Raw genomic sequence first — 23,747 nt, 5'->3', positions numbered from 1 at the left:
GACGACTCGTGCCCTCCTCACTCGGGACTCGTACCTCGCCCACTCGCTCGTCGGTTACTTCCCCGCCGCGCCCCTCACTGTGTCCATTGGCGCTCGCTGCGCTCACGCGGGCTCGCGGCGCCCTTGAGACGACTCGTGCCCTCCTCACTCGGGACTCGTACCTCGCCCACTCGCTCGTCGGTTACTTCCCCGCCGCGCCCCTCACTGTGTCCATTGGCGCTCGCTCCGCTCACGCGGGCTCGCGGCCGTCCACGTTGTGGGACATACCACCTCATTGCTTGCATATTGTCTGTTACTGGCGGGTAGCATTCCTCTAGAGTTACTGACCGGTACGTAACCCCGACGGCCTTGGTTTCTAGGAGCGCACGAGATGGGCCACTACAAGAGCAACATCCGCGATCTCGAGTTCAACCTGTTCGAGGTGTTCGGACGCGGGGAGATCCTCGGCGGCGGCCCGTTCCAGGACATCGACCAGGACACCGCACGCAGCATCCTCGACGAGGTGAACCGCCTGGCCACCGGCCCGCTGGCGGAGTCCTTCGAGGACGCCGACCGGCACCCGCCGGTGTTCGACCCGGCCACGCACACCGTCACGATGCCGGAGAGCTTCAAGAAGTCCTACCAGGCCTGGGTGGACGCCGAGTGGTGGCGGATGGAGCTGCAGCCGGAACTCGGCGGCACCCCCGCCCCGCGCAGCCTCGTGTGGTCGGTGGCCGAGCTCGTGCTGGGCGCCAACCCCGCCGTCTGGATGTTCGGCAGCGGCCCGGCGTTCGCCCGGCTCCTGTTCGAGCTCGGCACCGACGACCAGAAGCGGTTCGCCGAGCTCGCCGTCGAGCGCAACTGGGGCTCGACGATGGTGCTGACCGAGCCGGACGCCGGTTCCGACGTGGGCGCGGGCCGGGCCAAGGCCGTACGGCAGGAGGACGGCACCTGGCACATCGAGGGCGTCAAGCGCTTCATCACCAGCGCCGAGCACGACATGGTGGAGAACATCTTCCACCTCGTGCTGGCCCGTCCCGAGGGTCACGGCCCCGGTACCAAGGGCCTGTCGATGTTCCTCGTGCCCAAGTTCCTGGTCGATCTCCCGACAGGCGAGCTGCGCGAGCGCAACGGCGTCTACGTCACCAACGTCGAGAAGAAGATGGGCCTCAAGGTGTCCACCACCTGCGAGCTCACCTTCGGCGAGAAGCACCCGGCCATCGGCTACCTCGTCGGCGACGTGCACGACGGCATCCGCCAGATGTTCATGGTCATCGAGCACGCCCGCATGATGGTCGGCACCAAGGCCATCGCGACGCTGTCCACGGGCTACCTCAACGCGCTGGACTACGCAAAGAACCGCGTCCAGGGCGCCGACCTGACCAGGTCGGGCGACAAGAGCGCCCCGCGCGTGACCATCACCCACCACCCCGACGTGCGCCGCGAGCTGATGCTCCAGAAGTCGTACGCGGAGGCCATGCGCGCGCTGGTGATCTACACGGCCACCTTCCAGGACGCCGTCCAGATCGCCGAGGCCGAGGGCCGCAGGGACCACGCCTCCGAGGCGATGAACGACCTGCTGCTCCCCCTGGTCAAGGGCGTCGGCTCCGAGCGGTCGTACGAGCTGCTGGCCCGGTCGCTCCAGACGCTGGGCGGCTCCGGGTTCCTGCAGGACTACCCGATCGAGCAGTACATCCGGGACTCCAAGATCGACTCCCTGTACGAGGGCACGACGGCGATCCAGGGCCAGGACCTGTTCTTCCGCAAGGTCCTCAAGAACCAGGGCGCCGCGCTGGGGTCGCTGCTCGGCGACATCGTCACGTTCGCCGGCTCCGAGGCGGGCAACGGCCGGCTCAAGACCGAGCGCACGCTGCTCGGCGAGGCGGCGGCCGACGTCAAGGCCATGGCCGACACGATGGCGGGCTGGGCCATCGCGTCGCTGGAGTCGCCGCAGGAGGTCTACAAGGTCGGCCTCAACACGACCCGCTTCCTGATGGCGCTGGGCGACCTGGTCCTGTCCTGGCTCCTGCTGCGCCAGGCGGAGGTGGCCCTTGCGGCCCTCGGCACTCCGGAGGCCCCCGACCAGGCCGACACCGCCTTCTACACCGGCAAGGTGGCCGCCGCGTCGTTCTTCGCGCAGACCGTCCTGCCCCGGCTGGCCGCCGAGCGCCGCGTGCTCGACGCCACCGCCCAGGACCTCATGGACCTGCCAGAACAGGCCTTCTGAGCCCGTACGGCCGCGCACCCGCGGCCGGTGAGACAGCCGATCGCGCGTCACCTCTCCGAGAGGAGGCGCGCGATCGTCGTGTATCCGCCGACGGGCGTGGTGAGATCACCCGGAGCCGGGTATGACGGATGGCATACGCGTTGTTTACCGTCCGGAGGTCTGCGATGGGCATCGGGGTCAGCCTCTTCTTCCTCACCCTCGGGGCGATCCTGAAGTTCGCCATCGACCCCGATGTGCTCGGGCGATCCGTGCACATCGACGTGATCGGCGTGATCTTCATGGTTGTCGGAGGCGTGGGCCTGCTCCTCAGCATCGTCCTCGGCTCCCGCAGGGGCGCCACGTCCGAGAACCACCTGATGGAGCACGAGAACCACCCGCCGAACCCCTGAGGCCGGCCCGCGGTCAGACCTCGTACTGCACGGCGGCGCGGGAGGCGAGGATCGGCTTGATGTGCTCGGCGATGATCGCCAGATGCGCCGGGTGGTCGCGGTAGGCCAGATAGTCGTCGACGGAGTCGAAGTCCGCGACCACGGCGAACTCGTGGTTGCCCGCGTTGATGCCCGCGTCCGGGCCGACAGCGTAGCTTCGGATCTGGGAGATGATCCCGGGCAGGGTGTTCAGCCGCGCGGCGACCTCCGCCTTCTGCTCGCCGGTGGCGTTCTCGGTCCAGGTGAACAGCACGACGTGCCGAATCATGATCTCCCCTTCGCGGTGTGACTGCCCGTCAGCCTAGACCGCCACGCCACGACCGGTTCATCCGGTCACAACCAGTGCCACTCGATCGACGCCGCCCGCCGGCGCGCGGCCAGCCAGTCGGCGAACGCCGCCGCGCCGGCCTCGGCCATGGTCGCCGCGTCGTCCCCGGCCGGCCGGCGTTCCACGACCATGCCGGTGAGATAGCCGTCTCCGTGGCGTACCGGCCCGATCATCGTCTCCTCCGGCGCGTCACGCAGCGGGCCGGGCAGGTCCCTGGCCCGGCGCTCGCCCAGCGTCACCTGGGCCTCGCCGTACCCGAGCAGGCCGCCGAGGCCGCGCAGCAACTCGCCGTTCACCGGCTGGGCGCCGGTCGCCCAGAACGCGCGCACCAGGTCGAAGTCGGGCCGGTGCGTGTCGAGGTAGGCGGGGGCCAGCTCGGCCTCCTTGCGGCGCCGGAACCGCCGCCGCCGGGCGGCCCCGGCGATGAACGCCTCGAACTGGGGTCCCGACATGCCCATCTCGGCGAGCCAGGCGAGCGTGGCCGCGCGGTCGTGGAGCCGCCACGCCCGCCTGATCTCCTCGGCGGCCTCCGCGAGCTCCTCGTCGCCCACCGGTTCGTGGTCGGTGAGCACCTCGTTGTGGACGAGGCACTGGTCGATGATCTCGTCGTGCACCGTCTGGTCGCGCCGCGCGAGCGTACGCGTCATGGCCAGCGCCTCGGCCACGGGGACGTGCACCCGGTCGACGCTGAGCAGGTAACCGGCGGCCCAGTGGGTGGAGTGGTCGATCAACCAGGGGACGCCGTCGTCCACGGGGACGCTGACCGCGACAGTGCCGCCGCGCGGATGGTTCACCAGGAGGTCGTAGTCCACGACCGGGCTCCCGGGACGTACGTCGACGACGAGCTGCGCCTGCGCGGCGGGGTACCGGGCCGACCATTCGGCCACGGCGTTCCGGGCCTCCTGTACGGCGGTGCGGCGCCGGTGCAACCCGCGCAGCAGTTCCACGCCTTCGGAGAGGACCTGAGCGAAGTCGTCGACACCTGCTCCCAGCATCAGGGGTAGGGGGATGCTCACGTCTCTCCTCGGATGAGCCGGTGCCGCGCGGCGAGGCCGTCCAAAGGGGGCTGGGTGAAGCCCCGCCGCGCGAGTCCGCGTGGCACTCAGGTGGGCGGGCTCTGATCCGCACCGATCCCGTCCACCTGAGCACCTGGCAGAACGCTAGGCCGTCGTGCTTGAGACTCACTGGTTGCGATCTTGGAGGCGACTTGGGGTGCTGGGCGCCCGCTGGACGTCGCCTCCTCACGCACCCGGCGTCAGGCCCAGGCGAGCATGCGCAGCGGGTCCTCCAGCATGGCGCCCACATCGCGCAGCACGTACGACCCCTGCTCACCGTCGATCACGCGATGGTCGAAGGACAACGCCAGCGTCGTGACCTTACGTACGGCGAGCTGCCCGTCGACCACCCACGGCATGTCCCTGATCTGGCCGATCGCCAGGATCGCGGCCTCGCCGGGGTTGAGGATCGGCGTGCCCGCGTCCACCCCGAACACGCCGATGTTGGTGATCGTGATCGTGCCGCCGGTCAGCTCGGCGGGCGGGCACTTCCCCGCGCGCGCCCGCTCGGTCAGCTCTGTCAGAGCCCGGGCCAGCTCGGGCAGCGACATGGCGTGCGCGTCCTTGACGTTGGGCACGATCAGCCCGCGCTCGGTCGCGGCGGCGATGCCCAGGTTCACGTACCGCTTGACGATGATCGCGTCGTCGGTCCAGGTGGCGTTGGCCATCGGGTGCCGCTTCACAGCGGTGAGGAGGGCCTTCGCGACCAGCAGCAGGGGCGAGACCTTCACCCCGGCGAAGTCCGGCAACTCGCGCAGCCGGCGGACCGTCGCCATCGTCTCGGTCACGTCCACCTGGAGCCACTCGGTGACGTGGGGGGCGGTGAACGCGCTGGCGACCATGGCCTGCGCGGTCGCCTTCCGCACCCCCTTGACCGGGATGCGCTCCTCCCCGCCGGCCGGTACGGCCGCCGCCTGGTACGGCACCGCCGCCGGGGCGGCGACGGCGGCCTGGACGTCCTCACGGGTGATCGATCCCTGGGGGCCGGTGCCCGCCACGGTCGACAGGTCCACGCCGAGGTCCTTGGCCAGCTTGCGTACCGGCGGCTTGGCCAGCACCGACACCCGGCCGACCTGCGGAGGAACCGCGACGGGGGCGGGGGCGGCCACGGGCGCCGGGGTCGGAGCCGGTAGGGACGCCGGTACGGACGCGGGGACAGGCGCCGGAGGCTGCTTTCGGGGGCGGCGCGTGGTCGTGCCGGGCTTCACGCCGTATCCGACCAGCACCGGTTTGCGCTCCTCCTTGGGAGCAGGCCCGCCGTGCATGCCCGGCTCCACCGCGCCCTCGGGGGGCGGGATGGGCGCCTGGTCCTCGGCCGATCCCTCCTCCGCGGGAACGTCCACGGAGATGATGGGAGTGCCGACGTCGACGGTCTCTCCCTCGGCCACCATCAGCGCGGAGACGGTGCCCTCGTAGGGAGAGGGCAGCTCCACCACGGCCTTGGCCGTCTCGATCTCGACGATCGTCTGGTTGATCGTGACGGTGTCACCGGCCGCGACGTGCCACTTGACGACCTCGGCCTCGGTCAGTCCCTCGCCCACGTCGGGAAGCCTGAACTCACGCAGCATGAGAATCCTCCCTCTCTAGTAGGCGAAGACGCGGTCGATCGCGTCGAGGACACGATCGAGGTCGGGCAGGTAGTGCTCCTCCAGCCGGGAGGGCGGGTAGGGCGTGGAGAATCCGCCGACGCGCAGCACCGGCGCCTCCAGGTTGTAGAAGCAGTGCTCGCTGACGCGGGCCGCCAACTCGGCGCCGAAGCCGCTGAACACCGGGGCCTCGTGGACGACCACGCAGCGGCCGGTACGCCGGACCGACTCGGTGATCACGCCCATGTCGAGCGGGTTGAGCGAGCGCAGGTCGATGACCTCGGCGTTCCGCCCGTCCTCCTCGGCCGCGGTCGCGGCGGCGAGGCAGGTCTTCACCATCGGACCGTAGGCGAGCAGGGTCACGTCGGCGCCCTGCCTGACCGTCCTGGCCTTGTCGAGGGGCAGACCGGGAGCGGCGAGATCCACCTCGGCCTTGTCCCAGTACCGGCGCTTGGGCTCGAAGAAGATGATCGGGTCGTCGCAGCGGACCGCGTCCTGGATCATCGTGTACGCGTCGGCGGGGTTGGAGCAGGCCATCACGCGCAGCCCCGCGGTGTGCGTGAAGTACGCCTCGGGCGACTCGGAGTGGTGCTCCACCGCGCCGATACCGCCGCCGCAGGGGATGCGCACGACGACGGGCAGCTTGATCGCGCCGAGCGAGCGGAGCGGCATCTTGGCGAGCTGCGTGATGATCTGGTCGGCGGCCGGGAACACGAACCCGTCGAACTGGATCTCGCACACCGGGCGGTAGCCGCGCAGCGCCAGCCCGATGGCGGTGCCGATGATGCCGGACTCGGCCAGTGGGGTGTCGATCACCCGGTCCTCGCCGAAGTCCTTCTGCAGGCCGTCGGTCACACGGAAGACGCCGCCGAGCTTGCCGACGTCCTCTCCCATCACGATGACCTTGGCGTCCGCCTCCATCGCACGGCGCAGGCCCTCGTTGATCGCCTTGCCCAGGGTCAGTGTGGTCATCGCTCGGCTCCCGTCTCGAAGCCCGCGAGGTAGGCGAGGTACTGCTCGCGCTCCTCGTCCACGAGCGCGTGCGGCGCACCGTACACGTGATCGAACAACGCCTCCGGGCCGGGATCGGGCAGTTCGAGGCAGCGTCTGCGCACGTCCTTGCCGAGGGCGTCGGCCTCGGCGTCGACCTTGTCGAAGAACTCCTGGTCGGCGAGCTGGTTCTTGAAGAGGTACGCCTTGACCCGCTCGATCGGGTCCTTCAGCTTCCACGCCTCCAGCTCGCCCGCGACGCGGTAGCGGGTGGGGTCGTCGGAGGTGGTGTGCGCGCCCATGCGGTAGGTGAACGCCTCGATCAAGGTGGGCCCCTGGCCGCTGCGCGCGTCCGCCAGCGCCTTGCGGGTCACCGCCAGGCAGGCGAACACGTCGTTGCCATCCACCCGGATGCCGGGGAAACCGAACCCGGAGGCGCGCTTGTACAGCGGGATGCGCGTCTGCTTCTCCAGCGGCTCGGAGATCGCCCACTGGTTGTTCTGGCAGAAGAACACCACCGGCGCGTTGAACACCGACGCCCAGATGAACGACTCGTTCACGTCGCCCTGGGAGGTGGCGCCGTCACCGAAGTAGACGATCGCGGCGGCCTCCGCCCCGTCCCGCTGGATGCCCATGGCATAGCCGACCGCGTGCAGCGTCTGGGAGCCGATGACGATCGTGTACAGGTGGAAGTTGTGCTCGTACGGATCCCATCCACCGTGGTTGACCCCGCGGAACATGCCGAGCAGCTTCACCGGGTCGACGTCGCGGCACCAGGCCACGCCGTGCTCGCGGTAGGTGGGGAACGCCATGTCGGCGTCGGTAAGCGCGCGGCCGGAGCCGACCTGCGCGGCCTCCTGCCCGAGCAGGGAGGCCCATAGTCCGAGCTCGCCCTGCCTCTGGAGGGCGACCGCCTCCAGGTCGACGCGCCGCACCAGGACGAGGTCCCGGTAGAGCGAGCGCACCTCCTCGGCGGTCAGGTCGATGTCGTAGTCGGGGTGCTCGACCCGCTCGCCCTCGGGGGTGAGCAGTTGGATGAGCTCCGGGGGTGCGTCGGCACCGCGAGGGGCTTCGGCTGTCACGTGCCACTCCTGTGCGTCTAGGGCCATACGCGTGTGGGGTCACCACCCGTCCACGGCCGGGTCCTCACGCGGTCGGCGTCCATGGTGTGGATACCGCTCGCGTATGCGGACATCGTGGCAGAGGCCACTCCCCGCCGCGCAAGCCCCTTCTCGACGCCCACCCTTCCACGTTCCCCGAACCCCTGGGGCGAACCATGGTCATCAGGTGGGCGCGAGAGGACTCCCGGCAGGTCTCAGCCGGCGCGGTACACCACCCGGCCGTCGATCATAGTCAGCCACGCGTCCACACCTGCCAGGTCGTCCGCACCGAGTGAGTCGACGACCCGGCCGAGGACGACCACGTCAGCCAGCCTTCCAGGCGTGAGGGAGCCGATCCGCCGTCCAGGTCGTCCAGCATGTGCGAGGGGGGCATGCAGATCGTGCGGACCGGCAGGGTGCCCGCCGCGCGGTAGGTCTTCAGCTCGCGCCGGGAGACCTGGGGATCGCGCACGGTGGTCACCCCTGCGGACAGGTAGGTCTCCCCCGCCGAGGTGAGCCACGAGAGGAGCCGCTCGGTCGGCAGGTCCGTGTGGAAGTTGGGCCCGTGGCAGCCGATGTCCACCGCGAGCGGCAGCAGCAGTTCCATGGCGGAGCCGAGGACCACGCCGGTGAGCTGCCCGCCCTCGTCGCGGAGGAAGGTGCCGCCCGCCGGGGCGCCGGGGGTGAGACCACGCGCCTGCGGATACGCTTGACCGCGACACCGGACACCAGGCCAGGAGGACATCAGTGGCGCGCGTCATCGTCGACGTCATGCTCAAGCCGGAGATTCTCGACCCGCAGGGCCAGGCCATCGCCGGCGCACTGCCCCGGCTGGGCTTCTCCGGGGTCCGGGACGTACGTCAAGGCAAGCGGTTCGAGGTGGAGATCGAGGGCGAGGCCGACGAGGCCGCCCTCTCCGAGGTCCGAAAGATGGCCGAAACCCTTTTGGCCAACACCGTGATCGAGGATTTCACCGTTCGCGTGGAGCGGTAAAACAGCACATTTCACACATCAAAAGACCGACAAAGCACCTAAGACGTAACATTGGCGCGACCACTGAATAACAGGCGCGTCATTTTGCGGTTAGCCCGGATTCCTCGGGGAAGCCTTTCACGGTGACCTTCAACACCGGGAGGGGTCCGGTGGACATCGAGTTCTCGCTGGCTTTACCCAGGGATGCGATCGGCATACCCCTGGTCCGCCGCGTGCTCGGCGAGGCGCTGCGGTCGCTGGGCGTGACCGAGAGCTGTGTGTCCGATGTCCTCCTGGCGACCTCGGAGGCGTGCGCAAACGCCGTACGGCACGGGGGGCCCGCGGAGCGTTACCGCGTGACGGTCGCCATCGGCGAGGGCCGTTGCGAGGTGCGGATCATCGACTGCGGCCACGGGCTCAACACCATTCCCCGGCAGTACCCTCCCGGAGACGCGGAGCACGGCCGGGGCATCCTCATCATGCAGTCGGTCGTGGACGAGATCTCCTTCGACATCACGCCGGGCCGCGGCACCACCGTCAGGCTCAGCAAGGAGCTCTCCTGGGATGAGGACGCCGTCGCGCGCTTCCTGACCCTGGACCGCCAGCTCGCCGCCGTCTGACCCTGGACCGCTGACCCTGGACCGCCGGTTCGCCGCCGTCCGATCGGGCCGTCCGCCCCCGGCAGGGGCCACTCGCGCGGAGATCGCCCGCCTCAGCTAGGGCGGTTTTGGCTTCACCCGATAACCTGAGGCGTACCGCCACAGACCGCCGCCCGTGAAGAGGCGGTGGCGTGCGCGCGCCCATGCCTTGGAGGGGAACCGTGGGGGACCTGTCATGAACGCTGCCCGAGTGGGCGTCGTCACCTTTCCCGGAACACTCGACGACCAGGACGCGGCCCGTGCCGTACGGCTCGCGGGAGCCGAGGCGGTGCCGCTCTGGCACGCCGACCACGACCTCAAGGGGGTGGACGCGGTCTTCCTTCCCGGCGGGTTCTCCTATGGCGACTACCTCCGCTGCGGGGCGATCTCCCGCTTCGCCCCGCTGATGGACGAGCTGATCCCGGCCGCCCGCGCGGGCCTGCCGGTCCTCGGCACCTGCAACGGCTTCCAGATCCTCTGCGAGGCGCACCTGCTGCCCGGCGCGCTCACCCGCAACGAGGGCCTGCACTACATCTGCCGTGACCAGGGCATCCGCGTGGAGAACACCTCCACCGCCTGGACGTCCGACTTCGAGGCCGGCCAGGAGATCGTGCTGCCGGTCAAGCACGGCGAGGGACGTTACGTCGCCGACGCGGACACCGTCTCGGCCCTGGAGAGCTCCGGGCGGGTCGTGTTCCGGTACGTCGGCGGCAATCCCAACGGTTCCCTCAACGACATCGCGGGGATCGCCAACGAGGCGGGGAACGTCGTGGGCCTCATGCCCCACCCCGAGCACGCGGTCGAGGACCTGACCGGCGCGCCGAGCGTGGACGGCCGGGGCTTCTTCACCTCCATCCTCAAGAAGCTGGTGAACGCGTGACTTCACTCCCCACAGCTGAAGCCCGGGGTCTCCACGCTGGAGGTATTCGATGACAGACTCCGTGAAGCGGGCCGCCGAGACGCCCGACGAGCCCATGCCGTACGCCGAGCTGGGTATGAAGCAGGACGAGTACCAGCGGGTGTGCGAGATCCTCGGCCGCCGGCCGACCGGCTCGGAGCTCGCGATCTACTCCGTCATGTGGAGCGAGCACTGCTCGTACAAGTCGTCCAAGGTGCACCTGCGCCAATTCGGCACCAAGGCCCCGAAGTCGGACGCCCTGCTGGTCGGCATGGGCGAGAACGCGGGCGTCGTCGACGTCGGCGACGGCTGGGCCGCCACCTTCAAGATCGAGTCGCACAACCACCCGTCGTACGTCGAGCCGCACCAGGGCGCGGCCACCGGCGTCGGCGGCATCGTCCGCGACATCATGTCGATGGGCGCCCGGCCGATCGCGGTCATGGACGCGCTGCGTTTCGGCGGCGCGGACCAGCAGGACACACGGCGGGTGCTGCCGGGCGTCGTCGAGGGCATCAGCCACTACGGCAACTGCCTCGGCCTGCCCAACATCGGCGGCGAGGTCGTCTTCGACCCCTGCTACATCGGCAATCCCCTCGTGAACGCGCTCTGCGTGGGCCTGCTGCGCAAGGACCAGATCAAGCTCGCCACCGCTCCCGGCCCCGGGAACAAGGTCGTGCTGTTCGGCGCGCGTACCGGCGCCGACGGCATCGGCGGCGCGTCCGTGCTGGCGTCCGCGACCTTCGAGGACGAGTCGCAGGCCAAGCGGCCCGCCGTCCAGGTCGGCGACCCGTTCATGGAGAAGCTGCTCATCGAGTGCTGCCTCGAGCTCTACCAGGCCGACGTGGTCGTCGGCATCCAGGACCTCGGCGCGGCCGGCGTGTCCTGCGCGACGACCGAGCTGGCCGCCAAGGGCACCGGCGGCATGACCGTCGACCTCAACCTCGTCCCGCTGCGCGACCCGACGCTGCGGCCCGAGGAGATCCTGATGAGCGAGTCGCAGGAACGCATGATGGCCGTCGTCACGCCCGAGGACATCCCGGCGTTCATGGCGATCTGCCAGAAGTGGGACGTGCCCGCGACGGTCATCGGCGAGGTCACCGACACCGGCAGGCTCGTGATGACGTGGGACGGCGAGACGATCGTCGACATTCCCCCGGGCACCGCCGCCGACGAGGGCCCGGTCTACGAGCGCCCCTTCCACGAGCCCGAGGGCCAGGCCGCGCTCAACGCCGACGGCCCGGAGCGGCTCCCGCGTCCCGAGGACCTGCGCGAGACCCTGCTCCGGCTGCTCGGCTCGCCGAACCTCGGGTCCAAGGAGTGGGTGACCTCCCAGTACGACCGGTACGTCCGGGGCAACACCGTCCTCGCCCAGCCCGCCGACGCCGGCATGCTGCGGATCTCCGAGGTCATGCCCGGCGCCGAGGAGACGACCCGGGGCATCGCGCTGGCGACGGACGGGAACGGCCGCTACGCCAGGCTCGACCCCTACGCCGGGGCCCAGCTCGCCCTCGCCGAGGCGTACCGGAACGTGGCCGTCACCGGTGCGGCGCCGCTCGCGGTCACGAACTGCCTCAACTTCGGCTCGCCCGAGGACCCCGAGGTGATGTGGCAGTTCGCGGAGGCCGTGCGCGGCCTCGCGGACGCGTGCAAGACCCTCGGCGTGCCGGTGACCGGTGGGAACGTCTCGTTCTACAACCAGACGGGTTCCACCGCGATCCACCCCACGCCCGTGGTGGGCGTGCTCGGCGTGATCGACGACGTCGCCAAGCGGGTCAGGTCCGGATTCCCGGCCGGGGACCTGCGCGTGGTTCTGCTCGGAGACACGCGCGACGAGTTCGGCGGCTCCGAGTGGGCCCACGTGACACACGGCCACCTGGGCGGGCTTCCGCCCGCCGTGGACCTGGAGGCCGAACGCGGGCTCGCGTCGGTCCTGGTCGCGGCGGCCGAGCAGGGGCTGCTCGAAGGCTCCCATGACCTGTCCGACGGCGGTCTCGCCATCGCCCTCGCCGAGGCGTGCCTCGCGCGGGGCGTCGGCGCCACGGTCTCGCTGCCCGGCGACGACGCGTTCGTCGACCTGTTCAGCGAGTCCGCGTCCCGTGCGCTCGTCTGCGTACGGCCGGAGGCGTTCGAGGCGCTGGCCGAGCTGTGCGGCCGGCACGAGGTCCCCTGCTACGGCCTCGGCACGACCGGCGGCACCTCGCTGGTCGTCGAGGGCACTCTGGAGATCCCGGTCGCGGAGCTGCGCGAGACCCACGCCGGAGCGCTGCCCGCGATCTTCGGCTGATCTCGGCCACAACGGCGAAAGGCCCTTCCGGACACGAGATCCGGAAGGGCCTTCTTCTCAGAGGGTCGTGATTTCCGCTACTGGCCGTTGGCGTGGCAGATGGCGGTCATCGTCTTGGTCGGGTCGCTCTCGGAGGTGGCGGTGAGCTTGACGGTGGCGTGCTTGCTGCCCCCGTCGGCCCGCTGGGCGAACACGGTGACGGTCTTGTGCTCTCCGGAGTCGATGGTCGCGAGCGCGTTGGGCGTGATGGTGGTCCAGCCCGCCCCCTCGACCTCGGCCTTGAGCCGGTAGACGTCGCTGTTCAGGTACGCGCTGACGTCCTCGGGGTGCTGCCCCTGGGCGGGCGCCGCCTTACCGGTGTTGAACAGCGGGAACCGGCACATCGACGTGCCCTTCTCGGCGGCGGGGACGCCGGCGCCCGGAAGAAGCTTGACGCCGCGCTGCTGCGGGCCCGCGCCGTCCAGCGAGCGGATGGCGACCGTGTAGGACAGGATCCCCTTGGCGTCGCGCCGCACGTCGATCACGTAGAAGTGCAGGCGGTTGGCCTGGTCCACATACTCGTACTGGCTGCCCGAGTCGGTGCCCGCGTGGAAGAGCGCGTCGGAGAGCTGGCGGTAGTCGCCGATGGTGATCGGGACCTTGGTGCCGTCCGGCAGCACGTAGTCCGTCATCCCGATGTCCTGCGGGTTGGCGTCGATCACCCACTCGAACGGGGCGCTGTCCTGGTTCTTCGTCTTGGTCAGGAGCACGCCGGAGTCGGGGGTGAAGGAGTCGGTCCCCATGCGGTCGACGACTTCGACCGTGTAGTTGTTGTAGTTGCCGCCGTCGCAGAGCGGGTCGGTCCGCGTGTCGCACGAGCCGGTGGACTTGTCGCCGGTGTCGAAGGAGATGTTGACGCCCATCAGGCCGTTCTTGCCCGGTTCGGCGGCACGGGCCGTCACCGTGGCGACGACGAGACCGGAGTCGTCGAGCGCGTCGCGAGACAGGCGCAGCACGTTCCGCTCGTCCACCATCTGCAGCTTGATCTTGTTGCGCAGCATGTGCTGGGCGCCCATCGACGCGCCTGCCGTGGGCGGGATCAGCCAGCGGCTGTGCGGGCCACCGGGCCCGTTGAAGCTACCGCGGCTGAGCATCTCCCAGATGCCGGTGTACGCCCGGCGCATCGGGGTGCCATAGGGGTTGTTGTAGTTGTCGGCGATGCCCATGATGTGGCTCAGCTCGTGGGCGTAGACCCCCATGCCGGAGCTCTCGGTCTGGACCGAGTCGACGCCGAAGCGGGCGTTGGGCCAGAACGTGGAGCCCGAGGCCCAGGAGGTCCAGTCCACGTAGCGGGTCTTCGACCAGTTGGGCAGGTTCGGATCCGGCGGGCCGAACTCGTCGGTGACGTCCTCCTTGGTGGGGAACTTCATCATGCCGAACTCCTGCCAGGTGGACGACTCGTCCTGCCCGGCGCTGACGTAGAAGACGAAGTCGAAGCCGTCGGCCACCTCCTGGCCGACGTCGGCGAGCCAGGCGGCGTTGCCGTCCGTGCGCAGGTTCTTGGTGCAGGTGTCCCCCGCCGGGCAGGCGTCGCGCTGGTACTCCATGGCGTACTCGTGCGACTTGCCCGGCATGGTGTACGGCCCGAATCCGGTCAGCTCGACGCCGTAACGGCCGCCGGAGTCCTCCATCCAGTATTCGTGGATGGTGTGTCCCTTGTTGAGCTGGTTGGGAGTGTTCAGGAAGTCCTGGTAGAACCGGGCCACCTGGTCACGGGGGATGTTGTTGGCCTCGGCACTGGGGTTGCCGAAGACCGTCGAGCCCTGGGGCCGGGTGACGACGAACGACTGGTTGGGGTAGTCGAGCAGCACCAGCGCGCCCTTGAAGGTGCGCGCGGACCCCTTGACGGCCGGGTCGGCCCAGTTCGTGCCGGGAATCTTCGTGTAATCCGCCCACGTCATGTGGTCGGGGTTCTTCCAGTTCTGCGGGTCGATGGGCGCGACGACCCGCGAGGGGCGGCCGCGTAGCGCCTGCGACTCGTCGGGCTGGTCCCGCTGCCAGGGCTGGGTCTGGGGCCAGTGGTCACGCCGCCACGGATGCTCGGGATCTTGGGAGGGATCTGCGGACGCGGGCGTCGCCGCCAGGGCCGCCGGGGCCAGCACGATGGCCGCCAGCAGGCACTGGAGCAGCTTCTTGGGGGCTTTCACGATTCAAGACGCTATATACCGCCTTGACGCAGATCATCGGTCACATGTAGGGAAGACCGACGGACATTCCTCCTACAGATGTTGAAATGTCCAGATGGAGGCCAGGTGGCGGATCTGCAGCGCATCGTGGACGAGCTCGCCCTGCGCCTCGGCCGGCCGCTGCTGCTCGAGGACGGCCACCAGCGCGTGATCGCCTACAGCGTGCAGGACGGGCCGATGGACGACGTCCGCCGCGACTCGATCCTGCGCCGCCACACCACCCCGGAGGTGCGCGCCTTCCTGCGGGCGGCAGGCATCCACGAGGCGACCGGCCCACTGCGCACACCCGGCGCCGCCGAGCTGGGGCTGCTGCCGCGGATCTGCGTCCCCGTACGGCACGACGGCCGGCCGCTGGGCTTCCTCTGGTTCGTCGACGTCGGCCCCGCCATGACGGAGGCGGAGATCGCCGTCACCACGGCGGCCGTGCCCGCGCTGGCCCTCGCCCTCTTCCACGAGAGCCTGGCCTCCGGTCTGGCCTCGCGCCGGGAACTCGAAGCCGTCACGGGCCTGCTGCGCGGGGAGGCCGAGGCCGCCCGGACCCTCGTCGAGGCGGGCGCCTTCCCTCCCGCCGCCCCGGTCACGGTGGCGGTCGCCAGGCCCCTGTCCGCCGAAGCCGACGAGGCGCTGCGGCTGACGCTGGAGCGCGGGCTGCTTGCCGTACGGCGGCGCCTGTCCGGGCACCATCCCCTGCACCTGGTGCGCTACGACCACGGTGTCCTGCTCACCGCGGGCACCACCGCCTTCCCCGAGGAGATGCGCGCGGCTCTGGGGGCGCCGATCCTGATCGGGATCGGCGGGCCGCGCCCCTCGCTCTCGCGTGCGTCCGAGTCGTACGAGGAGGCGTTGCACGCCGCCGAGGTCGCGGCGAAGGTGCCGGAACTCGGGCGCTCGGCGGAGTGGACCCGGCTCGGTGTCTACCGCATGCTCACCGGGATTCCCGGTGGCAACCTTCACCCGGGCCTGGAGAAGCTGCTGGACGACGCCCAGCACCGGCCGCTGCTGGAGACGCTGGAGATCTACCTCGATCTCGCCGGCAACGCGCAGGCCACCTCGCGCCGCCTGCGCCTGCACCGTACGTCGCTCTACTACCGGCTCCAGCGGGTCGAGGAGCTGGCGGAGACCGATTTGAGGGACGGCGTGGAGCGGCTGAGCCTGCATCTCAGCCTCAAGCTGGCCCGGCTGTCCGGCCGTTACCACCCCTCGTCCGTGCTCTCACCGGAAGGGACCGGGTGATCCGGCCGGCGGCAGCGCCCTCCACGCGCGAGAACCCGATCCGGGCCCGCGGCCCGAAACCGTCGCCCATGAATGAAGGCCCTCCCGGCACCCGATGTCCGGAAGGGCCTTCACTCGTTTCTTCGCTGTGGCGGCGGGCCGCCACCCGCGCACGTCCGCGGGCATGAGCGGCGGCGGGCCTCGTGGTGTCCGCCGCGCTCACTCGCTCCGACGCGGCTCAGGCTAGACGCAGATGGCGTACGCGGTGCCCTCGGCGTTCTTACCGGAGACCTTCCAGCCGCCCGGCGAGCTGCCGAAGGGAGCGCTCTCGTAGATCTGTCCGGAGGCGCTGCCTTCCTTGATCGTGAAGCCGCCACCCGTGGCGACCTTCCCCGTGGGGCAGTAAACGATCTTGGATTCGCGCTGTCCGCCGAAGTTAAAGTGATCGGTCACGACCGTCGGCTTGACCGATCCGCCCGTGCCGGGGTCGCCCTTCTCGCCCTTGGGGCCCTGCGGGCCGGCGGGGCCGGTGTCGCCCTTGGGGCCCTGCGGGCCCTGCTTGCCGGGCTCGCCCTGCTTGCCGGGCTCGCCCTGCTTGCCGGGCGCACCGTCCTTGCCGTCCTGCCCCTTCGGACCGGTGGCGCCGGTGTCACCCTTCGGACCCTGGGCGCCGTTCTGGCCGTCCTTGCCGTCCTGGCCCTTCAGGCCCTGGGGACCCTGCGGGCCGGTCGCGCCGGTGTCGCCCTTCGGCCCCTGGAGGCCGCGCGGACCCTGCGGGCCGGTCGCGCCGGTGCCGCCGACGCCGACCGGACCCTCCGGACCCGTCTGGTTCCACCAGGTCTTGTACTCGGTCGGCTTGCAGGTGGTCGTCGCGTTGACGATCCGCACGTAGCCCGTCTTCTTGTTCACACAGCCGTAGATGACCTTGGAGGCCGAGGACGCGGAGGAGGCGCTGGCCATGCCGCCCACCACGAACAACGATCCGGCGAGTGCGCCGACCGTCAGAACACCGATCGTGCGTCCACCCGGCAACTTGATAGCCACGGAGGCATCCCTTCTGAAAGCAAGAGTGAGTGCTCGAAAACTCTTGGTGCTAAAGGGACGTTTCGACCGTTCCACAGGATGACCGGCCAAACATCACAAGTTTATTTCAGTCTCTGCCGTACCGATGGATCCCGCGTCCGGGTCCCGCCATACGGGATCGCCCTGTCATCACACGTACGCCGTACATGAGAATCGCGGGCATGGTGAGCGTCCCGCTAGAGCCCGATATGCCGGATTACGCCCCTGCTCTTCGGTACGCCTGGCGCGTCTGCTCCGTCACCTCCCTCGGGATGCTGCTCATCGGCATGAGCGGCAGCACCCTGAACGTGGCCCTGCCCGCGGTCGTACGGCACTTCGACGCCGGTCCGCTGGCGTCGAACTGGATCCTGCTGGCGTACATGCTGACCAACACCGCGACGCTGGTGTTCTTCGGCCGGGTTTCCGACCTGCTCGGCAAGCGAGAGGTCTACCTCGTGGGGTTCGCCCTGTTCACGGCCGGCTCGCTGCTGTCCGGTCTCGCGCCCGACGTGGGTCTGCTGATCGCGTTGCGCGCGGTGCAGGGCCTCGGAGCGGCGATGATCATCGCCAACGGGACCCTCATCCTGACCGACGCCTTCCCTCCGGACCGGCTGAGTCAGGGCATGGGCTTCTACTTCGGCGTCCTTTCGGTGGCCCAGCTCGCGGGGCCGACACTCGGCGGGCTCATCGCCGACACCCTCGGCTGGCGATGGATCTTCTGGATCAACGTGCCCGCCGGGCTGTTCGCCCTGCTCTGGGGGATGTTCACCCTGCGCAGGCTGCCCGTGTCCGGCCCCCGCCAGTCGCTCGACGGCGCGGGCAACCTGATCGTGTTCGCCGCGCTGTCGGCGACGCTGTTCGCGGTCAGCGAGGGCAGCCTGATAGCCGGGCTGATCGCGCTGGCACTGGTGCCGGTGCTCGTGGCGGCCGAGCGCCGGGCCGTCAACCCGGTGTTGAACTTCCGCCTGCTCAGCGAGCGGGTGCTCCTCATGGCCAACCTCGCGACACTCTGCAACGCCGTGGCGCGGGCGTCGCTCATCCTGCTCGCCGGACTGTATTTCCAGACCGCGCGGGGAGCCGACGCGCTGGCCGCCGGTCTCGGCGTGCTCCCCGTGGCGCTCGGGATGGGCCTCGGCTCGCCGGTGTCGGGCACGCTCGGCCGCCGGGTCGGCCCGTACGCCCTGGCCCTCGGCGGCAGCGTGCTCTGCGTCGCCGGGCTGCTGATCCTGCTTCTCGGGTCCGGCCCCGCCACGCCGTACTGGATCCTGGCGGCGGGGCTGTTCATGACCGGCTGCGGCAGCGGAACGTTCCTCACCGGCAACACCACCCAGGTCATGAGCGGGCTGCCGGCGGAGAACATGGGCGTGGTCAACGCCTTCCGCCTGATGGCCATGAACACGGGGGTCGCGGTCAGCGTCGCGCTCACGCTCGGGATCCTGACCAGCGCGGTCAGCCCGGAGCTCCGCTCCCAGGTGTACGCGGGGACGCTCTCACGGCTGAGTCCCGTGGCGCTGGACCAGCTCATGACGGGCTTCTGGCGCACCTACGCCGTGCTGTTCGGGCTGGCGGTGCTCGGCACGGTGTTCTCCGCGCTCGCCCGCGCACCCCGCCGCGGCGGGACAGTCGTGCCGGACGTCTCCTGACCCTCCCGCCCGGCCCGATGGCTCAACGCCGCGCGGCGGCCAGCGCCTCGACGCCGCCCAGCAGCAGATCGAGGCCGAACGTGTAGTAACGCTCGACGTCGATCTCCTCCTCGACGGTCTTGGCGTACTCGACGATTCGCGGGTACCGGTCGGCGGGCATGGACTCCAGGGCCAGCCGCTTCTGCCGCCGCCACTCGGCCGCCTGCTCCTGCGGCACGCTGGGTGGGCAACCGGGCTCGTGGTCGACGAGCATCATCGCCCCGTGCAGCAGGTACGTGGCGACCAGGTACCCCTCCTGGAGGGTGAACCCCGCCTGGCGGAGCAGGTCGAGCGCCGTGTCAGTGGCCCGGGAGAAGCTGGCCAGCTCGTCCTTCACGACCATCCCGAGCAGGCCGGGCATGAAGCGGTGCCGCCGCATCACCGCGACCAGCGCCTCGACCATCGCCCGTACGCGCACGTTCCACGGCGCCGCCGGGTCGAACTCCGGCGTGACCTCCGCGAGCAGGTGGTCGGCCAGGCAGTTGAGGAGCTGGTCCTTGTTCTTGACGTGCCAGTACAGCGCCATCGGTGTGACGCCGAGCTCCTGGGCCAGGCGCCTGACGGTGACGGCTTCGAGCCCCTCGGCGTCGGCGAGCAGGACGGCCCGCTCGACGAGGGTCTCCCTGGACAGCTTCTCGGATCCCACTTGACAACTATACGACGTACAAGTTCTCCTATGCAATGTACATGTACGCCGTACAGGTACGCCGTATAGGAGAGACAGCATGCAGAGAAGATGGTGGGCATTGGTCACGGTCGCGCTCGCGACCTTCATGACCTACCTCGACAACAACGTGGTCAACGTGGCGCTACCGACGATCCAGCGCGACCTGGGGCTCACGATCTCCGGACTGGAATGGATCGTCAGCGCGTACATTCTGGTGTTCGCGGGGCTGCTGCTGGTCGGAGGCCGGCTCGCCGACGTCCTGGGCGTGCGGACCACCTTCTTCGCCGGTCTCGGCGTGTTCACCGTGGCGTCCGTGACGGCCGGTCTGGCGGGCAGCCAGGAAACGCTGATCGCGGCCCGCGCGTTCCAGGGGGTGGGCGCGGCCATGCTCGCCCCGACCGCGCTCGCCATCCTCCGTGCGATCTTCCCCGATCCGCGCGAGCGCGCCACGGCCGTCGGCATCTGGAGCGCGGTGGGCGCCCTCGCGCTGGCCGTCGGCCCGCTCACCGGCGGCCTGCTCAGCGAGAACGCCCAGTGGGGCTGGATCTTCCTGATCAACGCGCCGATCGGCGCCCTAACCGCGATCCTCGGCTTCCTGACGATCCGCGTGCCGCGGGCGGAGCGTCGCCGTACCGGCCTGGACCTGCCCGGCCTCGTGTCCTCGGCGGTCGCCCTCTTCGCGCTGACCTACGCGCTCATCGAGGGCGAGTCGCGCGGATGGGGTTCGGCGCCGATTCTCGGGGCGTTCGGCCTCGCGGCGGCCGGTGCGGTCGCCTTCGTGGTCGCGGAGTCCCGTACCGGCCAGCCCATGATCGACCTTTCGCTGTTCCGCGTACGTGTCTTCGTCGGAGGCATGCTGTCCCAGGGACTGTGGTCGTTCGGGGTGTTCGGCATCTACTTCTTCACCGCGCTCTACCTGCAGAGCGCCCTCGGATTCAGCCCCATCGAGGCGGGCGCGGCGTTCGTGCCGATGGCCCTGCTCACGGCGGCCGTCGCGGCCACCTCGCCCCGGATCGCCGGGCGGTTCGGCACCGCGCCCACCGTGGCCACCGGGCTCGGCGTGATGGCCGTCGCGATCGCTTGGTTGTCCAGCGCGGGCGAGAACAGCGGCTACCTCGACCTGCTGCCCTGGTTCCTGCTGTACGGCGCGGGCGCGGGGCTGCTCGTGCCGCTGACCAACGTCGTCCTGAACGTCATGCCCGCCGACCGGGCCGGAGTGGCCTCAGGCGTGCTGAACGTCTCCCGCGAGGTGTTCGGGCTGCTCGGCATCACAATCCTCGGGGCGATCATGAGCAACCGGCAGAGCTCCCTGACCGGGGCGCCCATGCACACCTTCCTGGAGGCGTACCGTTTCACCCTGCTCATCGCCGCGGCGATCATCCTGGTCGGCGTGCCGGTCAGCCTCTACTCCCTGCGCACCCGCCGTACCGCGCCGGCGTCGGCGGCGGCGGCGGTCGAGGCTCCCGTCGCCGAGCCCGTCGGCTGACCCCGTACGAGCGAGCCCGGAAGCCCGTACGGCCGGCGCCGCGCCGCGCCGGCCGTACGGAGGACCGCCGTCAGGAACCGATCTTCTTGCCCTGCTTGTGCCAGCTCACCACGACGGACGGACGCGGCTGCGTCCCGTCGGGCCACCTGCTGGACGGGTTGTCCGGAGTCGCGCCGTTGATCTCACCGGGGTGCTGCACGGCGACGAAGACGCTGCGCTGGTCGGGGCTGATCAGCGGGCCGCAGGTCTCCGCGCCGAACGGAACCGTGAGGAACTGCCGCACGTGGCCGCGGTCCGACCCGCGCAGCGGCATCGCGAACAGACCGTCGTTCGCGGCCAGCGCGTTGCCGTCGGTGGAGATCCAGAGGTTGCCCTCCGCATCGAAGGTGATGTTGTCCGGGCACGAGATCGGCGAGACCTGCGTCTTGTCGAACCCGGCGAAGTACGTCCCCGGGTCCTTGGGGTCGCCGCAGACCAGGGGGATCGACCAGGCGAACGTGGTACGCCCCGCGTCGTCACCCGCCTCCACGATCTCGATGATGTGCCCGTGCTTGTTGCCGATCCGGGGGTTGGCCTCGTCGACGTTGGCCGCCGCGCGGTTGCTGTTGTTGGTCAGCACGACGTAGACCGCCCCGGTCACCGGGCTGCGCTCGACGTCCTCCGGCCGGTCCATCTTGGTCGCGCCGACCTTGTCGGCCGCGAGCCTCGTGTGGACGAGCACCTCCTCGGCCGTCATGCCCGGCACGTGCGACTTCGAGCCGGTCACCAGCGGGATCCACGTGCCCGAGCCGTCGAAGGCGCCGTCGGACGGCAGCTTGCCGGAGCCGTCGATCTCGGCCGCGGGGCTGTCCCCGGTGAACTTCGCGACGTAGAGTGTCCCCTCGTCGAGCAGACTCCGGTTGTGCCGGTCGAAGCCGTGGATGTACCGCTTCGTGGACACGAACTTGTAGAGGTACTCGAAGCGGCCGTCGTCGCCCATGTAGACGACCAGCCGGCCGTCCTTGGCCAGGGTCGTGGTCGCGGCCTCGTGCGCGAAACGTCCGAGGGCGGTCCGCTTCACCGGGGTCGAGGTCGGGTCGAACGGGTCGATCTCCACGACCCAGCCGAACCTGTTGACCTCGTGCGGGTGCTTGGCCAGGTCGAAGCGCTCCTCGACGCGGTCGAACCGCCGGCTGCCGCTGGGGATCGCGCTGGTGGTGCTCAGCCCGTACCTCGTCAGGTATGGCTTCTGCTCCTCGGGCACGCCGTTGGCACCGACGAAGTACTGGTTCCAGTTCTCCTCGCAGGTGAGAACGGTGCCCCACGGCGTCGTGCCGCCCGAGCAGTTGTTGAGCATGCCGTACACGGTCCGGCCGGACGGGTCGGCCGCGGTCTTCAGCAGGTCGCCTCCGGCGGCGGGGCCGCTGATGGTGAAGCGCGTCTGGGCGGTGATCCGCCGGTTGTAGCGACGGCGGCCCTTGGTGACCAGTTCCCAGCGTCCGGAGGAGCCGTTCTTGCGGATCTCCACGACCGATCCGCCGTGGGCGGCCAGCGCGATCTTGATCTGCTCGACCGGCGCGGCGCCACCGTCGGTGTAGCCGCGGAACATCAACGCCTCGTTGGTGTACTCGTGGTTCACCCACAGCAGGCCCCGGTTCGGGCCGAGCGGGAAGAACGTCACGTAGTCACAGTTGTAACCGAACTGCCTGGCCTGCGCCTCGGCGGTCTGGTTGTCGAAGTCGAACGCGGGCGCGTCCTCCGTCACCGGGTCTCCCCAGCGCACGACCACGGAGGACTCGTAACCGTCGGCCACGACAAGGGCGTCCTGGGTGTTCGGGGCGACGGGCGTGAACGCCAGCCCGCCCTTCCCCGGCTTGCCGTGCTTCCCGGAGGCCGCCGCCGAGGCGTCGGGCTCCGCCGCGGCCGGTACGGCCGCCGCCATGCCGGCCGCGCCCGCCGTGACGACCAGGGCGCCGAGCGCGCCCGCCCTCAGCGCGCCACGGCGCGAGACGGCGGCCGCGGCGAGGTCGCCGAAATATTCGTTGTCGGTGGTGTTCGGCACGCCGTGATCACAGGCGTTGCCACAACGGAAACGGCAGGTCATCGCACTGCGGCCACCCTTGTGCGGGGCGTCGAGCAGCGGAAGGACCCGGCGCGGCGACGGATTCGCCACAGCTCCTCCATGGGGGTTTCGAGCGGTAGTCGAGCACTCGGGATGGCTCTCCGTCGGAAGGTACGGCTGCCGCTCGAACCCGAGGTGAACCCCAGTTACCCAGCTGATGAACCCCTACGCGCGCCCCCATCCGACGACCGACCCAGGGAGGCGGTCACGACCGGTACGGGAGGACCGGTCGTTGCCAGCGTGGGAAGAGCGGTCACGACCGGCGCAAGGAGGCCGGTCACAGCCGGTGCGGGGAGAATGGGTGCAGCCGGTGCGAGGAGAACGGGTGCAGCCGGTGCGGGGAGAATGGGTGCAACTGGTGCGGGGAGAATGGGCGGATGCCGCCGCGCAAACTCGACCCAGCGAAGGTCCGTGCCGCCCTCGACGCCCAGCTCACGGCCCTGGGGGAACCGCCGTTCGCCGGACCCGACTCGGCCGCTCCCGGAGCCTGCGTGGCGAGCGTGCTCGGGGCGTACGCGGGCGGCCTCACCCCTCTTCGGGACGCCGCGCGCTTCGCCGTACGGCACCTGCTCGACGAGTTGGCCGCGCTCGCTCCGGGCCGGACGGTGGAGGTGCGGGTTCCGCCGTACGCGGCGGTGCAGTGCGTCGAGGGGCCGCGCCACACGCGGGGCACCCCTCCGAACGTCATCGAGACCGATCCGCGCACCTGGCTGGAGCTCGCCACCGGTCGCGTCTCCTGGGACACCGCGCTGGCCTCGGGCCGGATCGCCGCCAGCGGGTCGCGCGCCGACCTGTCGGCCTACCTCCCGCTTCCCTGATCCGGGGGC

The 23,747-nt window shown here is 70.2% G+C and carries 20 protein-coding genes; 10 read left to right on the top strand and 10 right to left on the bottom strand.

What is annotated here, in order from left to right; genetic code table 11:
- The first annotated feature begins 370 nt into the window (after positions 1-370).
- Together AB0I59_RS30030 and AB0I59_RS30025 are read left to right on the top strand one after the other, a co-directional pair.
- On the top strand, positions 371-2,206 hold the full coding sequence (locus AB0I59_RS30030; protein ID WP_061260017.1) for an acyl-CoA dehydrogenase: 1,836 nt from the start codon (positions 371-373) through the stop codon (positions 2,204-2,206).
- 164 nt (positions 2,207-2,370) lie between these two features.
- Positions 2,371-2,595 (top strand): hypothetical protein, encoded by a 225-nt coding sequence (locus tag AB0I59_RS30025; RefSeq protein ID WP_061260018.1) that lies wholly within the window; start codon positions 2,371-2,373, stop codon positions 2,593-2,595.
- A 13-nt stretch (positions 2,596-2,608) separates the two neighbouring features.
- Here AB0I59_RS30025 and AB0I59_RS30020 read toward each other — a convergent pair whose 3' ends face one another.
- From AB0I59_RS30020 to AB0I59_RS29995, 6 genes are all read right to left on the bottom strand, one after another.
- The gene (locus AB0I59_RS30020; protein WP_061260019.1) at positions 2,609-2,902 is read right to left on the bottom strand and encodes a Dabb family protein; all 294 of its coding nucleotides are present in this window, start codon (positions 2,900-2,902) and stop codon (positions 2,609-2,611) included.
- A 65-nt stretch (positions 2,903-2,967) separates the two neighbouring features.
- On the bottom strand, positions 2,968-3,978 hold the full coding sequence (locus AB0I59_RS30015; RefSeq protein ID WP_358138248.1) for a TIGR04500 family putative peptide maturation system protein: 1,011 nt from the start codon (positions 3,976-3,978) through the stop codon (positions 2,968-2,970).
- A gap of 239 nt (positions 3,979-4,217) precedes the next feature.
- The gene (locus AB0I59_RS30010; protein ID WP_358138246.1) at positions 4,218-5,585 is read right to left on the bottom strand and encodes a dihydrolipoamide acetyltransferase family protein; all 1,368 of its coding nucleotides are present in this window, start codon (positions 5,583-5,585) and stop codon (positions 4,218-4,220) included.
- A gap of 15 nt (positions 5,586-5,600) precedes the next feature.
- Positions 5,601-6,575, bottom strand: a complete 975-nt coding sequence (locus AB0I59_RS30005) for an alpha-ketoacid dehydrogenase subunit beta (RefSeq protein ID WP_061260022.1) — start codon at positions 6,573-6,575, stop codon at positions 5,601-5,603.
- Complete coding sequence (gene pdhA / locus AB0I59_RS30000) at positions 6,572-7,675, bottom strand: pyruvate dehydrogenase (acetyl-transferring) E1 component subunit alpha (protein WP_082777483.1); 1,104 nt, start codon at positions 7,673-7,675, stop codon at positions 6,572-6,574. Before pdhA ends, AB0I59_RS30005 begins: the two co-directional genes overlap by 4 nt.
- Positions 7,676-7,946: 271 nt before the next feature.
- A complete protein-coding gene (locus tag AB0I59_RS29995) occupies positions 7,947-8,438 on the bottom strand; it encodes a hypothetical protein (RefSeq protein WP_358138244.1) in 492 nt (163 codons plus the stop codon).
- 2 nt (positions 8,439-8,440) lie between these two features.
- On the opposite strand from AB0I59_RS29995, the gene purS reads away from it, so the two are divergent.
- From purS to purL, 4 genes are all read left to right on the top strand, one after another.
- Positions 8,441-8,686 carry a phosphoribosylformylglycinamidine synthase subunit PurS gene (purS, locus tag AB0I59_RS29990; protein ID WP_061260026.1) on the top strand — a complete coding sequence of 82 codons (246 nt, stop codon included), beginning with the start codon at positions 8,441-8,443 and terminating at the stop codon, positions 8,684-8,686.
- A 122-nt stretch (positions 8,687-8,808) separates the two neighbouring features.
- Positions 8,809-9,285 (top strand): ATP-binding protein, encoded by a 477-nt coding sequence (locus AB0I59_RS29985; RefSeq protein WP_228645867.1) that lies wholly within the window; start codon positions 8,809-8,811, stop codon positions 9,283-9,285.
- A gap of 214 nt (positions 9,286-9,499) precedes the next feature.
- Positions 9,500-10,183, top strand: coding sequence for a phosphoribosylformylglycinamidine synthase subunit PurQ (purQ, locus tag AB0I59_RS29980; RefSeq protein WP_061260027.1), 684 nt, complete (start codon positions 9,500-9,502; stop codon positions 10,181-10,183).
- A 49-nt stretch (positions 10,184-10,232) separates the two neighbouring features.
- Positions 10,233-12,485 carry a phosphoribosylformylglycinamidine synthase subunit PurL gene (purL, locus tag AB0I59_RS29975; protein WP_061260028.1) on the top strand — a complete coding sequence of 751 codons (2,253 nt, stop codon included), beginning with the start codon at positions 10,233-10,235 and terminating at the stop codon, positions 12,483-12,485.
- A 77-nt stretch (positions 12,486-12,562) separates the two neighbouring features.
- Here purL and AB0I59_RS29970 read toward each other — a convergent pair whose 3' ends face one another.
- Positions 12,563-14,671, bottom strand: a complete 2,109-nt coding sequence (locus tag AB0I59_RS29970; protein ID WP_358138241.1) for a M6 family metalloprotease domain-containing protein — start codon at positions 14,669-14,671, stop codon at positions 12,563-12,565.
- A 105-nt stretch (positions 14,672-14,776) separates the two neighbouring features.
- Between AB0I59_RS29970 and AB0I59_RS29965 the strand changes: the two genes are divergently transcribed.
- Positions 14,777-15,943: a PucR family transcriptional regulator gene (locus tag AB0I59_RS29965; RefSeq protein ID WP_061260030.1), complete on the top strand. Its 1,167-nt coding sequence runs from the start codon at positions 14,777-14,779 to the stop codon at positions 15,941-15,943.
- Between the two features lie 222 nt (positions 15,944-16,165).
- On the opposite strand, the gene AB0I59_RS29960 is transcribed toward AB0I59_RS29965, so the two are convergent.
- Entirely contained in the window at positions 16,166-16,966 is an 801-nt protein-coding gene (locus AB0I59_RS29960) for a collagen-like domain-containing protein (RefSeq protein WP_358138239.1), read from the bottom strand.
- A gap of 200 nt (positions 16,967-17,166) precedes the next feature.
- On the opposite strand from AB0I59_RS29960, the gene AB0I59_RS29955 reads away from it, so the two are divergent.
- Positions 17,167-18,627, top strand: a complete 1,461-nt coding sequence (locus AB0I59_RS29955; protein ID WP_061260032.1) for an MFS transporter — start codon at positions 17,167-17,169, stop codon at positions 18,625-18,627.
- A gap of 22 nt (positions 18,628-18,649) precedes the next feature.
- Here the strand turns inward: AB0I59_RS29955 and AB0I59_RS29950 are convergent, their stop codons facing one another.
- Entirely contained in the window at positions 18,650-19,312 is a 663-nt protein-coding gene (locus AB0I59_RS29950) for a TetR family transcriptional regulator (protein WP_061260033.1), read from the bottom strand.
- A gap of 79 nt (positions 19,313-19,391) precedes the next feature.
- Between AB0I59_RS29950 and AB0I59_RS29945 the strand changes: the two genes are divergently transcribed.
- Positions 19,392-20,819, top strand: a complete 1,428-nt coding sequence (locus AB0I59_RS29945; RefSeq protein WP_358138236.1) for an MFS transporter — start codon at positions 19,392-19,394, stop codon at positions 20,817-20,819.
- 70 nt (positions 20,820-20,889) lie between these two features.
- Here AB0I59_RS29945 and AB0I59_RS29940 read toward each other — a convergent pair whose 3' ends face one another.
- Positions 20,890-22,971 carry a PhoX family protein gene (locus AB0I59_RS29940; RefSeq protein ID WP_358138234.1) on the bottom strand — a complete coding sequence of 694 codons (2,082 nt, stop codon included), beginning with the start codon at positions 22,969-22,971 and terminating at the stop codon, positions 20,890-20,892.
- Positions 22,972-23,297: 326 nt separating this feature from the next.
- On the opposite strand from AB0I59_RS29940, the gene AB0I59_RS29935 reads away from it, so the two are divergent.
- Positions 23,298-23,738, top strand: coding sequence for a sterol carrier family protein (locus AB0I59_RS29935; RefSeq protein ID WP_061260035.1), 441 nt, complete (start codon positions 23,298-23,300; stop codon positions 23,736-23,738).
- The last annotated feature ends 9 nt before the right edge of the window (positions 23,739-23,747 follow it).

Origin of the sequence: Microtetraspora glauca, assembly GCF_040656155.1 — a bacterium.
GTDB lineage: Bacteria > Actinomycetota > Actinomycetes > Streptosporangiales > Streptosporangiaceae > Microtetraspora > Microtetraspora glauca.
The sequence above is the reverse complement of the archived record's forward strand: the minus strand, read 5'-3'. Positions and strand labels throughout refer to the sequence as shown.